Origin of the sequence: Ruegeria atlantica (genome assembly GCF_947495585.1) — a bacterium.
Taxonomy (GTDB): Bacteria; Pseudomonadota; Alphaproteobacteria; order Rhodobacterales; family Rhodobacteraceae; genus Ruegeria; species Ruegeria atlantica_G.
This window is the reverse complement of sequence record NZ_CANLZK010000003.1, coordinates 85365-98325: the sequence shown is the minus strand read 5'-3', so window position 1 is coordinate 98325 and position 12961 is coordinate 85365. Positions and strand designations below refer to the sequence as shown.

The following is a 12961-nucleotide window of genomic DNA, read 5'->3' as shown; positions in this document are numbered from 1 at the left end:
TGGCGTGATGGTCAATGAAAACAAACCATTCAGACGGGGGCATCTATGCTGCGAACATTACAAGATTGGTGTTTTATCACCCGTGTTTTAGCGGCTTCGATTGCATTTTTGCTTGCTGATCAGGGGTTGGCCCAGTCAGATGCAGAAGCACCCGGTGCGACCAATGACGACAAGCTGGAAAATGCGGACTGGGCTAACGTGCAGGATATCCTGAACCACCGCTGCGTGGTCTGTCACAGTTGCTATGACGCACCCTGCCAACTCAAGCTGACATCGCCTGCCGGCCTGTTGCGCGGCGCCAGTAAAGAGGCGGTTTACCACTCCGAACGACTAAAAGATGCGCAACCAACACGGCTTGGCATCGACGCGCACACAAATCCCGGGTGGCGGGATCTTGGTTTTTTTCCCGTTCTTCCGTCATCCGAGGTGACCGGCGCGAGTGGATCGGTGTTAGAGCGCTCCCTTAACCTCGGCAGGCAAGCCCGTTTGACGGCTAACGCACCTGTCCCAACCCAGCTTGGTTTGTCGATTGATCGCCCCCTGACCTGTCCTACAACACAGGAATTCGACGCCTTCAGCACGGCAAACCCAAGGGCGGGAATGCCCTACGCCACAGCCCCACTGAGTGAGCAAGAATACCAAACCCTCATGTCATGGCTTAAAAATGGTGCGCCCGTGCCATCGGCCACACCAGAAATCCCTCAGGACATTCAGGATCAGATCACAGAATGGGAGGCCTTTCTGAACGCGCCCGACCTGCGCCATCAATTGATGAGCAGATATGTATACGAACATCTGTTTCTGGCGCGCCTCCACTTTCCAACCGAAAATCCAAGACAGTTTTTTCAGCTGGTGCGGTCCGCCAGCCCACCAGGATCAAAGATTGAGATCATCGCGACACGCCGTCCCTTCGATAGTCCCGGCCCAAGGCCGTTTTATTATCGCCTGCAGGCATTCGACGAAACGATCGTGCACAAAGATCATCTGGTCTATAGCTTTGGGCCGGATCGTTTGGCGCGATACAAGCAGCTATTCCTTGATCCGGCCTGGTCCGTCACTGACTTGCCTGCGTACGGAGAAGACGAAGGCGGCAACCCCTTCAGCACCTTTGCCAACATACCGGCCCGCAGCCGCTATCAGTTTCTTTTGGATGACGCGTTGTTTTATGTGCGCAGCTTCATCCGCGGACCGGTCTGTCACGGCGAAACCGCCGTTGACGTGATTGAAGATCGTTTCTGGGTCAGTTTCCTTGACCCAGATGCCGATCTGTCCGTCACAGACCCCAGCTTTTTGGCGGACGGGGCGGCCTTTCTGGAATTGCCAGTAGGTACTGCAAATGTAGGGCTCTTGGGGGACCTTCAGGGAATGTCTCACAAAAACCAGATCAAGTATCTTGAGTTTCGGGATGCCCGATATCGCAACAGCGCGGCGCACAAAAACGGGTTTGGATATGACGCAATCTGGGATGGCGAGGGCACCAACCCCCAGGCGCTGATTACCGTGTTTCGGCATTTCGACAATGCCTCTGCCATGACCGGGTTCCACGGCGGTATCCCGGAAACCGCATGGGTTATCGATTATCCGGTGTTCGAACGTATTTATTACGACTTGGTCGCAGGCTTTGATGTTTTCGGTCGGCTCGAACACCAGCTTTCAACCCGGTTATACATGGACGAGCTGCGGATGGAGAGTGAGGACACTTTCCTGAACTTCATGCCGCGCGGCGTCAGGCAAAGGATGCACAAAACCTGGTATCAGGGGGCACTGGCCGAGCTGCACACCTATTGGCACCGGCGCCGTGTCGATGACAGTTTTTCGACTGGCATAGATTTTAAAACGGAGACGCCTAAGCAAGAGTTCCTCCTGGAACTTCTAAATCGCGGCAACGGTCTTTGGGCTGTCGAGGACACGATCAACAGATGCAAAAGCGACGACTGTTCGAATGGGAGTTCAGAAGTTGTGGATAACTTGCGGGCACTCGCGGATCAAACAGGCGATTGGGTCAGGCATCTGTCAGATGTTTCCCTGCTTTTGGTGGACAACGAATATGGTTCCACGTCTCTCTATTCGCTGCTCCACGATAAGGCCCATTACAATGTGGCGTTCTTGTTTGAAGAAAAAGATCGCAGGAATCCGCGAGCCGACGTGCTGACCATTCTGCCGGGGGTGATCGGAAGCTATACGAATTTCTACTTTCGACTTCAGGAAGCCCAGCTGGCGTCTTTTGTAACCGACCTCAAATCAGTGCGGTCGCAGGCCGAATGGATCGATATCGTAGCCACCTATGGCCTGCGCAGGACAAGCCCGGGGTTTTGGGAAGCCAGCGATCAGGTGATGACCATGTTTCTGGCAAGCGACCCCGTTCAGGCAGGCGTGCTGGACCTGAACCGATATAAGGACCCTCGATCCGATAGCGATCCTGAAAACAACTAAGTCAGCCCATTGCAACAGGGGCGCTTGATCATTCGCTCTCTGTCAACGTGACGCAGGAAGAAGACCTAACACCTAGGCCACGTCATCGGTCCAAACTGAAGTAGCAGTAAGCACAGCAAACGCGGTTGGTTCAGCATTATTAAAGCCAATGCGTCATCGTTCTATTTATTTTCTGCCATGACAATATACTGCATGCGAGAGCTCCATCAGCCAAAGATAATCGGCGGAAAACCTTGCCTTCAACTCGAGCGGAAACAGAACGAACATACGCCCCGGCAAGCGAATAGCGAGACGGCGGAGTATTGGTCCGCAACTTACATTTCACCCGTCAGGTACCCTATAATGCGCTTTAAGTGCCGCACGATGTCCTCGGCCGTGATTGGCATCCCAGCTATGCTTTGCTGGATGTAATACCGAAAGGCGCCGTCCAGCATCACATAGATTTCCACACCACGCACATCATCGACAGCAAATTTTTTTCCGAGCTCGTCACAAATTGCGACAAACCGGGCCTCGACGTCAGCAACTCGCGGCCTGAGCTGGCTATCGAACATAGCCTGATTGCGGATGTCATACCAAAGCCTGTGTAGATGCGCATAGTTGAGGATCGAATGGGCAAACAGCTCGATATAGGCACCGCGCGCCTCGCGTGGGCTGAGTTCTGCATCTAGAATCTCGTTCAGCTGTGACGTGAACCGGTCGACCGACAGATCTACGCAATACAACAGCAACCCCTCTTTTTCGGGAAAATAATACTGAATTTTGCCCAGCGACACGCCTGTCGAGGCCGCGATATCCCGCAAGGTGGTGTTGGCGTATCCAGCCCGCGCAATTGTCGCAATCGCGTTCTCGGCAAGTTCGCGTCGCTTCTGTTCTCGGTTCTTGTCGCGCTGTTTGGCCCGATTCTCTGTCAAATTTTGCGTCATCGGCCTTTCCTAGCGTAAATCCCGCAAAAGTGTGAGCGGAACCTTGGTGTTTGTGAGAACTGGATCAAAGCCCTGAAAATACAACGTTTGCCACGAATGAATATTCCAATTCAAACGTACAATACAAACGTATTGAAAAGATGTCGACTATGTGCAACAAATAACTGTCAGATCCGACAAACAAATAGCCAACAGGCAAGCAACAGGGGCAAATCCATGACCAATCCAGAGTACATTCGGGTCGTTGGTAGGGTTCGCGCAGAACAGTTGTTCCGAAACGCGGCGCAGACCCAGGAGGAGCGCGCCAATCAAAACTTCTAAGCAACGAGGAGGTGTCAGCCCGGGGCTACTCGCACCGCAATAATCAGACCAAAAACCCGGCCTATGACTGGGATGCAATAAACGACAGGGACTATGAAAAAACGCGCAATCGGCTTGTTCGCCGAACCAATTGGTATTGCCTGCTGCAAAGCGGCCCACATCAGGGGCGCGGCGTTGCATTCAAACGGAAGACCACATTTCGCCATCGTATGTAATTGCGACGGCCAAACGCTGCGCGCCTCCCTACTGCACCACAAACAGTTCCACAGGCCGGAAACGCAACCTTTTGAAGACACGTCATTCGATGGTTGCACGACCATGCGCAAACCACGGCGCTTTAAACAGGCCAAAGCGCCTTTGCGCCACGGTCACATCAGATCCCCTCGGCACAATTAAAGACACAAAGCCGAGGAAAGGGAGGGAAGAATGAAGAAAATTGCAACATTGGCATTGGGCGCGGGCTTGATTTCAAGCCCAGCATTTGCTGGCGGGATCGAGGGGTTTCCGTCGGTAAACCGGTTCCTTTTTGAGCAGGGCCGCTATGTCGAGATCACCGGAGGATGGGCCGATTCAAAAACCGAAGGCACTGAATTCGGACAGCCAACAGGTAACGTCACACCCAGCATTAGCGGCCTGTCCCTGGCCTACAAACAGGACGTAGGCGACAAATGGGCAGTCGCAATCCACGGCTTCAACTCGGTCAACTATAAGCTACTGTACCCAACCGGTACGGGCGCTCCTTCTGCTGGCACCAACGTCAGGTATCGCGGCACCGAGGTCGCCCTGATGGCGCGGTACAAGTTCAATGAAAACTTCAGTGCCTTTGCCGGGGTACGGTTCGAAAAGATTAACGATTTCAGCGGTGCACTGATTAATCCTTCTCTCAGCTACTCGCTGGATTCCGAGGGTGACTTCAACCCCGGCTTCCTTGTGGGTGCCGCATATGAGATCCCGTCGATCGCCTTTCGCGCCGACCTGACATACTACTCGGAAATCGATCACGATTTGGATGGTGTCGAACAGCTGCAACCCCTTTCGCCATCTGACGTGACGACGCAATTGAGCACCCCTCAGACGGTCGCACTGAACGTGCAAAGTGCGATCAGGGGCCCTTGGGGTGCCTTTGGATCGATCCGCTGGAGGAACTGGGATGATGTCGCCGTACAGTCTCCGGTTCTTGGCGGTCCTCTTGCGGAATTTGCGGAAAACTCGGTCGACTACCAAATTGGCGTCGGCTATTTGCTGAACCCGAAATGGTACTTCTACGGCATTCTGTCCCGCTCAGAACCTGAAGGCGGTTTTGTTGGCTTTGACTACGAAGGCGGCGGCAAAGGTATCACGCTGGGTGCCGTACACTCGATTGGTCAGACCCGAATTCTGGTTGATGTCACATATGGTACGCTTGGCGATGTGAACGAACCTGACGCGGGCCTGCAGATCAGGGATGTTTCCGGCACCGCTGTACGTGTGAGCCTGTCGCATAACTTCTGATCAAGCACCCGACCGCGAACGCGGTCGGGATTGGCACCCCACTACGCGAATGGCCGCTGCTTGTTGCCTATTGCTTCGGCGGTCATTTGCTTCTCAAACGCGGTCGTTAGGTACCATTGTCTAACACCTTTGACAAAAAACGATCCTTATGATCTGCTTTGAGTGATCGATCACTCACCGCCTTGCTGCAAGAAGTTCCGGAGGAGAATATGAATACCAGTACTGAAAGCCCACCGGTCAGCATGCAGCTGTTTTACGGGGCAGGCGGCATTGCCAACGGCATCTTGTCGAACGGTCTTAGCTTCTTCCTGCTTATCTACTACAATCTGGTCATCGGCCTTCCGGCTGAAACGGTGGGGTTTGCCCTTTTCATTGCTCTGATGTTCGACGCTGTGTCCGATCCTGTTGTTGGTTACTTGTCGGATAACACGCGTTCTCGTGCTGGCAAGCGCCACCCGTTCATCTACGCGGCGATCATACCTGTCGCGCTCCTTTTCTGGTTAATTTGGAACCCACCTGTAGCACTGACCTCAGAGACCCAGCTATTCTGGTTCCTGCTGATCACAACGATCCTTCTGCGGACGGCGATGACGTTGTTTGATGTACCACACAACGCGATGGTGCCAGAGTTGACCAAGGACTATGGCGGACGAACCATGTTGTCTGGCCTCAAGGTCTCGGTCACTTGGATTGCTGGTCAGATCATGGTCATCGCGATGTATGTGATCTGGTTGGTTCCGACTGACACGATGCCTTACGGCATCCTCAACCAGGCCGGCTATCAGGAAGCAGGCCTTGTCGGCGCAATCCTCATAGCGCTGGCTATCACTGTCACCGCATTGGGCACGCGCAAATGGCAGAATAGAATGCTGGATATTTCGCATGTGGCGACTTACAGCATCTCAGGGTTCTTCAGACAGTTTTTCGCGGCGTTCAAGCTGCCCGCATTACTTGCCATATTTGTAAGCTCGGCCATTTTCGCTGTGGGCGCCGGGATCGGAGCAGCTTTGTGGACCTACCTGACCTCGTTCTTCTGGGAGCTGAACAATGACCAAATAGCTCTGATCCTGATGGCCAACCTGATCGGCGCTTTGATTGCGGGCGTAACCCTGAAACCCATCGCACGATCCGGCGACAAAAAGTCGAGCGCGATCTACCTGTCGATCCTCTCGGCAGTTGTGGGTGTTGCCCCTTACGTGCTGCGTGAAATCGGGTTCTTCCCTGCAAATGGCACCGAGCTTTTGATCTGGCTGCTGTTTGTTCACGGCATTCTGCAAATCATCCTGATTGTCTGGACCACGTCCCTGTTGACGTCGATGACCGCAGACGTCGTTGAATTGGGTATCAGCCAGAACGGTTTCCAGAACGAAGGGATCATCACATCGGTCATCACATTCGTGCTTAAGGCAGGGACGGCTGGCGGGTTAGCGATCTCTGGAATGTTTCTGGCATATGTTGGCTTTCCGGAATCGCCAGATCAATCGAACCTGACCCCCGAGGTCACCCGTGCACTGGGATGGAACTATGCCTGCCTTAGCCTCGTCATATACATGGCCTCGATTGTTGCCCTGATGTTCTACCGGTTGGACAAGGCGCAGTTCGACCAGCTTCAGGCAATCCATGACTAAAGAGTTGGCACGGCGCCCGCGTGGACGGAACTTCAACTGATCAGCAATGGCGGCAAGCCAGAATATTACACAGCCTCTTCAAAGCCACGCAGTTTTTTGAGGCATAGGTAACCCTTCGTCGTGCCCACTTTGATGCGGGCACAAACCCCGAAAATAGATAGAGAAGTTCAATGCAATACCTCAAATCCCACCCCCTTTCTTGGATCATCTTCTTATGTTTGCTGTTGGCCACATGGTTTCAGGTCTACGCGATCTGGGGGTTGCTGTTCATGTGGTGGGCCGCTTCATCCTTCATGACCGGCCAGGCCTTTTTGATTGAAACAATCGACAGCCAGGAAAACCCGCCGCTTTTCTACGCCATCACGATCATGTGGTTCGCCTTCGGGCTGCTTTACGTCGTGCAGGATCTCGCATGGCGTCTGTTCGGAATTTACATTGGTTAACTGTTCAGGAGAAACTCAATGACCAAGATTGCATTCTTCGCTGGCCTTATGACTCTGGCGGCCTCCCAGGCTACGGCTGGGGACATACAGATCGATATCACTGGTGTTGACGCCGGACGCGGGGGCGTCATCCACGTCCTGGCATTTGACGATAAGGCCGCATTTGACCAAAGCCAAATGGCGAAAATCGTGGGCTACGCAAAGATCCCGGCATCAGGTAGCTCGGTTTCCGGAACTCTCAAAAACCAGAATCCCGGACAGCTTGCGATCATGATCCACCATGACCAGAACGATAACGGCCAGTTCGAGATGAAAGGGCCGATCCCGCAAGAAGGTTGGGCATATTCCAAGGGCGCAGGCGTCAGATCGTTGCCGGCCTTCGAAGACGCGGCGATCGAATACGATGGCAATACCTCATCGCTTGGTTTGAAAATGAATTACGCAAACTAAAGCTACCTTACAAATTTGACCCCAACTGCCCCGGAAACGGGGCATTTTTTTTGCGGATATCGAATTCTTCGGGTTGAAACGGCGGGATTAAGTTTTATTTTGTCTTCCATGACAGTTTATGCCAATTCCAGTTGCTGTCGTCAGATCTAAAGGACCGCCATCCACCATGAAGTCATCCTTGGAAGACACCAGTCGATTCTTGATGCAGGCCACGCTTGGGGCCGATCAGAGGTTACTGCATCAGGTTAGCAAGACCGGCCCGGAACGCTGGTTGGATGATCAGCTGAACGCCTCGATCGGTAACAAAGGGCCGTTCGAAAAGTCCACTCGCAAGATTTGGAAGAGCTTCCGAAAGCGCCTAAAACGCGCGCATGGCGAATGGGCGATCAACGGCGACGGCAACAACCCCGCCCTGCCCTATAAATGGTATTTCCACATGGCCTGGTGGAACCACACCCTGACGCAACGCGACGATCTGCTGCGCCAGCGTGTTGCGCAGGCACTGTCCGAGATCCTAGTCATCTCGGACGCGTCATCGTTGGAGCTGGATGCCATCGGGATGGCGAATTACTATGACCTGCTCTATAAGCACGCGTTCGGCAGTTATTCAGACCTTCTGTACGATGTGTCGATGCACCCGATGATGGGTATCTACCTGTCGCATATGACCAATCAAAAGGCGAACGAGGCAAAGAACATCCATCCGGATGAAAACTATGCGCGTGAGATCATGCAGCTGTTTTCTATTGGCTTGTTCGAGCTGAACCCCGATGGCACCGAGAAACTAGATGCCAGTGGGGATCCGATCCCGACCTATGACAATCGCGACATCAAGGAGCTTGCTCGGGTCTTCACCGGCTTGTTGCCCGCGGCCTATAAGTACGAGTGGAACACATCGTTCTGGGAAAACAGCTATAACGGCTATCCCGTTCAGTTTGATGACGGGGTCGAAAACGCCTATAAGACAGTGCCTTTCATCGACGCCACAAAACCGATGATCGTGGAAGAGCCCTATCACGACCGCGGCGCAAAGGCCCTGCTGAACGGTCGTCTTACCCTGCCCGGCGATCAGTCCGGCCCAAAAGAAATCCGTTCGACCATCGACCAGCTGGTTGCCCACCCTACGACCGCGCCGTTCATCGCAACCCATCTGATCAACCGTCTGGTCACCTCCAATCCCTCGCCCGCCTATGTCGAAGCGGTGTCCCGGGCATTTGGTCCAAACGGAGATCTGAAAAGCGCGGTTCGCACAATCCTGACCTACCCATTGACCAATGAGGTTGCCGCCAAACGCCTGCCTTCAGCATACAAATCCCCGACAAAGATAGTACAGTCCCAAAAGCTGAAATCGCCCTTGCATCGCGTCACGCAGGTTCTGCTTGCGTTTGGAGCACATAACCAGACCGGCAAGCTGTGGCTGCTGGGTGATGACATTCAAGAGGCGCTGCAGATGCATCCGCTGTCCGCGCCCACGGTGTTCAATTTCTACAAACCCGATTTCACCCCGCACGGCGCATTGCAGAAAATGGGCCTTCGCGCGCCCGAGTTCGAGCTGCACACAGCCGCGACCTCAGTCGCTTATGTCAACAACATCTACTACTGGTTCTTTGGCGGCTACTTGCCGCTGGTCTCGACTCAGATCGGCACGGGCCCTGAACAGATGATGGTGATGGAATTTGACCCCGATACGCTATGGGCCAATTCCAAGAACGCGCTGCGCTTCGACCTGAGCGAAGAGATAAAAATCGCACAGAACCGTGGCCGTCATGATGAGCTGATAGATCGGATTTCCGTACTGTTGACCGGTCGGACTGATGCCGAAGTGCGCAAACGGATCAAGCAGGCCTATGTTCAGTATGCGGACAATCCCGAATGGGTGGTGCAGACCATCGCCTTCATGATTGCCGTTTCCCCAGAATTCACCGTGCAGGAGGCCTGAGCCCATGCTGACCAAATCCTTTACGCGCCGGCAGTTTTTGTCCTCGACCGGTGTTGCCGCGACTGGCGCGATGATGGGTGCCGCACTGCCCGGTTTGGTGCAAGCAGGGACGGGAATGATCAAACCGGCCCGCAGGGCGCTTGTTTTTGTTATGTTGGATGGCGGCAATGACAGCTTCAACATGCTGGTGCCAAAGGACAAAATCGCGCACGGCCAATACTCGGAAACGCGGGCCAATCTTGCCCTTTCGCGAGGTGAGCTGCTGGACTTGGATACGCCCAAAGATCGGCTGGGCCGCAGCTTTGGCCTGCACCCGTCGATGCCCGAAATGGCCGAGCTGTTCGATCAAAGGCGCCTCTCTTTTGTCGCCAATGTTGGGCCCTTGATCGAACGAGTCCGGAAAGAGCATTTCTACGACGGCTCGGCCGCACTCCCCCTGGGACTGCTGAGCCACGCGGACCAGTTCAAACACTGGCAAACCTCGCGTCCGGATCTGCGTGTGAACGACGGATGGTTCGGGTTCTTTGCCGATGACCTGCAGCCCTCAAAATCGGCGCACGAGATCGGCATGAACATCTCATTGGCCGGAAACAACATTGCGCAGAACGGCAAGATCGACTTGCCATATGCAATCACAGACAAGGGCAGCGTCGGTCTGTACGTGAAAGAAGAGAAAAGTCCGCTCAACAACCTGCTTTTGGACAGTTTCAACCGAATGATGAATGCCGATCAAAACGGCGACCCCTTTCGCGAGACATATCTGAACCTGACCCGCGACGCGCAGTCCAAACACGAGACGTTCAAATCAGCAACCCGCGGGATCAAGATACCCCGGTCCTTCCCATCCTCGGACCTTGCTCAGCAATTGCGCATGGTCGCCAAAACGATTGCCGCCTCAGACCGGTTGGGTCACGAGCAGCAAACGTTTTTCGTGCGCTATATTGGCTGGGACCATCATGATGAACTGTTGGCGAACCATGCCCGTATGCTGCGCGTATTGTCCGAAGCGCTCGGCACCTTTCAGGCAACGCTTGACGACATGGGGTTGGCCGATCGTGTCGTGACATTCACCGGATCAGATTTCGGCCGGACGCTGACGTCGAATGGTAACGGTACGGATCATGGTTGGGGCGGCAATACCCTGGTTATGGGCAATGCTGTCAAAGGCGGGCTGATTCTGGGGGACTACCCCGAACTTGGTCTGGCCAGCGACAACAAACTTGATGTGGGTGACGGTGTTTTGATTCCAACGACCTCGACCGATCAACTTTATGCTGACCTATCTATTTGGTTTGGTGTGCAACCTTCGGCACTGAACACTCTGTTCCCAAATCTCAACAGATTTGCGGATGTGGCGGGAGGAGAAAGGCTTGGGCTTTTCACCTAGACCCACCGCCCTCAAACAGTTCGCCCCACCGGGAAGCTTGAACACTGCTTGCGTTAGATTATCGTCTGGAACGATGGGCACTAATGCAGAAAGCGCTGAAGAGCGGTAGACACTCTAAACTTAAATTGACTGTCAGTATTGACAGTCAATTTCAACTAAGATATCACTAAAATTCCGTTTCTGTGTAAGGGTAATCGCATGGGTCGACCCTCGGTACAAGATCAACGTAAAAAAGAAGTCCTCGATGCCTTTATGTCGTGCGTCGTACTGTATGGTGTCGAAGGTGCCACGCTTGAACATATCGCGGCGCAGGCCGGGTTGAAGCGTCCGCTGATCCGTCATCACCTTGGCAACCGCAAAGCCATGGTTCTGGCGCTAGGTGAGCATGTCGTCGAAACATTTAACAGACAGAGTGATACATTGCGCGCCTCACTGGCCGGTCACCCCGGTGTCCGTAATCTGATCGAAGCCTTGTTTAACTCAGACGGCGAGATGGATCCGCGGACTAACATTTGTTACCAGGCCCTCGTCAACTCGATTGAGATCTACCCAGAACTTCGCAAGCCGCTGCTGGAATCGATGGAGGCCTTTTATAAGGTCGCGATAGATATCGTTCTTGCGTCGCACCCGAAAGCCGACAAACAAGCCTGTGAAATCGTCGCCCACGGAATCGTAAACCTGTTTATCACCACGGATGCATTCATTCCGCTCAAACCGCCGAAAACATGGGGTTATTCGTCCTATTTCGCTGCGCTGAAATTGGCTGAAACGCTGGAAGACAAAACCTGACGGCGACGGCCCGGCCAATGGCCGGGTTAATCGTAACTGACCGCAAGCTTATCCGTCGTGGCAACCGCCTGGCAAGACAGGACGGCACCTTTCGCGATCTCATTATCATCCAAAGCGGTTCGCGCCCGCATATGAACCGAACCCTTTTTCACCTGACACCGGCACGCGCCGCAGACCCCAGACTGGCAGGAATATGGCGGCTCCAACCCCGCCTGTTGAGCAGCTTGTAAGATCGTCTGACCAGATGCCATCTGAACCGATTGTCGCTGACCGTTCAGCGTTATGTCCACAACAGCATCAACGCCTTTGATACTGTCATCGGTCTCTTGCGCGCCGCCGTAGCTTTCCATGTGAATCCGATTGGCAGGCACATCCAAAGACATAAGCGCGTCTTTAACCGCTTTGTTCATCCCGCCGGGACCACAGATGTAGTACTGGGCATTCTGGGCATAAGGCGGATTTTCTGTGATCAGCGCCTCGATCGCATCCTTGTCGATGACACCCCGGCGCCAATAAGCGAAACTGGACCACATTGAGGGTTTGGAAAGAAGGTGATGCACCGTCAGGCGTTCAGAAAAAGCCTGCTGGTATGCGACAAACTCCTCTTTGAACAGGATACTGTCCGCGTTCGCATTTCCATAGGCCAGATGCGCAACCGACCAAGGTTCGGCCAAAAGCACAGACTGAAGCATGGAATGCAACGGGGTGATGCCACTGCCAGCCCCAAAGAAGTAGTGTGTGCGCCGTTCCTCCGGGTCTGTATCCAGACAAAAACTGCCGAATGGCGGCATGACGTCGATCACATCACCCTTTTGAACCGTATCGTTGATTTGGTTGCTGACGAGCCCCTTTTTCACCCGTTTGACGGTGATACGCAGCGGATCCCCTGAAACGGGCGAGGACGAGATCGAATAACTTCTACGCACCTCTTCGCCTTTGATCCAAAAGCGAAGGGTCAAATGCTGACCGGCACGCCAGGCAAAGTCTTGGGCCAGATGCGCCGGCACGGCGAACATGATGGATTTGGCCTGCCCGCCGATCTCACTACGCGTTTCAAGCACCTCAAGCGGGTGAAAGTCTCTGGTCATTTGAGCCTCCGAAATTCGTGCCATGCGAATGGGCAGGATGTGTGATGATACCCGATATGGGCCGGG

The 12961-nt window shown here is 54.0% G+C and carries 10 protein-coding genes; 8 read left to right on the top strand and 2 right to left on the bottom strand.

Annotated elements, in window-relative coordinates:
• Positions 1–45 precede the first annotated feature (45 nt).
• Positions 46–2433: a fatty acid cis/trans isomerase gene (locus QMP16_RS08205; RefSeq protein WP_282151972.1), complete on the top strand. Its 2388-nt coding sequence runs from the start codon at positions 46–48 to the stop codon at positions 2431–2433.
• A 314-nt stretch (positions 2434–2747) separates the two neighbouring features.
• On the opposite strand, the gene QMP16_RS08200 is transcribed toward QMP16_RS08205, so the two are convergent.
• Complete coding sequence (locus QMP16_RS08200; protein WP_282151971.1) at positions 2748–3359, bottom strand: TetR/AcrR family transcriptional regulator; 612 nt, start codon at positions 3357–3359, stop codon at positions 2748–2750.
• A gap of 747 nt (positions 3360–4106) precedes the next feature.
• On the opposite strand from QMP16_RS08200, the gene QMP16_RS08195 reads away from it, so the two are divergent.
• From QMP16_RS08195 to QMP16_RS08165, 7 genes are all read left to right on the top strand, one after another.
• On the top strand, positions 4107–5171 hold the full coding sequence (locus QMP16_RS08195) for a hypothetical protein (RefSeq protein WP_282151970.1): 1065 nt from the start codon (positions 4107–4109) through the stop codon (positions 5169–5171).
• A gap of 209 nt (positions 5172–5380) precedes the next feature.
• Positions 5381–6799 (top strand): MFS transporter, encoded by a 1419-nt coding sequence (locus QMP16_RS08190; RefSeq protein WP_282151969.1) that lies wholly within the window; start codon positions 5381–5383, stop codon positions 6797–6799.
• Positions 6800–7023: 224 nt separating this feature from the next.
• On the top strand, positions 7024–7242 hold the full coding sequence (locus tag QMP16_RS08185) for a hypothetical protein (protein WP_282151968.1): 219 nt from the start codon (positions 7024–7026) through the stop codon (positions 7240–7242).
• Positions 7243–7260: 18 nt separating this feature from the next.
• Complete coding sequence (locus QMP16_RS08180) at positions 7261–7692, top strand: DUF2141 domain-containing protein (protein ID WP_282151967.1); 432 nt, start codon at positions 7261–7263, stop codon at positions 7690–7692.
• Between the two features lie 166 nt (positions 7693–7858).
• Complete coding sequence (locus QMP16_RS08175) at positions 7859–9631, top strand: DUF1800 family protein (protein ID WP_282151966.1); 1773 nt, start codon at positions 7859–7861, stop codon at positions 9629–9631.
• Between the two features lie 4 nt (positions 9632–9635).
• On the top strand, positions 9636–11018 hold the full coding sequence (locus QMP16_RS08170) for a DUF1501 domain-containing protein (RefSeq protein ID WP_282151965.1): 1383 nt from the start codon (positions 9636–9638) through the stop codon (positions 11016–11018).
• A gap of 198 nt (positions 11019–11216) precedes the next feature.
• A complete protein-coding gene (locus QMP16_RS08165) occupies positions 11217–11807 on the top strand; it encodes a TetR/AcrR family transcriptional regulator (protein WP_282151964.1) in 591 nt (196 codons plus the stop codon).
• 26 nt (positions 11808–11833) lie between these two features.
• Here the strand turns inward: QMP16_RS08165 and QMP16_RS08160 are convergent, their stop codons facing one another.
• A complete protein-coding gene (locus QMP16_RS08160) occupies positions 11834–12895 on the bottom strand; it encodes a 2Fe-2S iron-sulfur cluster-binding protein (protein WP_282151963.1) in 1062 nt (353 codons plus the stop codon).
• Positions 12896–12961: the final 66 nt, after the last annotated feature.

Coding starts and splice junctions, on each gene's coding strand:
- QMP16_RS08170 (WP_282151965.1), top strand. CDS start 9,636: ATGCTGACCAAATCCTTTACGCGCCGGCAGTTTTTGTCCTCGACCGGT.
- QMP16_RS08205 (WP_282151972.1), top strand. CDS start 46: ATGCTGCGAACATTACAAGATTGGTGTTTTATCACCCGTGTTTTAGCG.
- QMP16_RS08165 (WP_282151964.1), top strand. CDS start 11,217: ATGGGTCGACCCTCGGTACAAGATCAACGTAAAAAAGAAGTCCTCGAT.
- QMP16_RS08200 (WP_282151971.1), bottom strand. CDS start 3,359: ATGACGCAAAATTTGACAGAGAATCGGGCCAAACAGCGCGACAAGAAC.
- QMP16_RS08195 (WP_282151970.1), top strand. CDS start 4,107: ATGAAGAAAATTGCAACATTGGCATTGGGCGCGGGCTTGATTTCAAGC.
- QMP16_RS08160 (WP_282151963.1), bottom strand. CDS start 12,895: ATGACCAGAGACTTTCACCCGCTTGAGGTGCTTGAAACGCGTAGTGAG.
- QMP16_RS08180 (WP_282151967.1), top strand. CDS start 7,261: ATGACCAAGATTGCATTCTTCGCTGGCCTTATGACTCTGGCGGCCTCC.
- QMP16_RS08190 (WP_282151969.1), top strand. CDS start 5,381: ATGAATACCAGTACTGAAAGCCCACCGGTCAGCATGCAGCTGTTTTAC.
- QMP16_RS08175 (WP_282151966.1), top strand. CDS start 7,859: ATGAAGTCATCCTTGGAAGACACCAGTCGATTCTTGATGCAGGCCACG.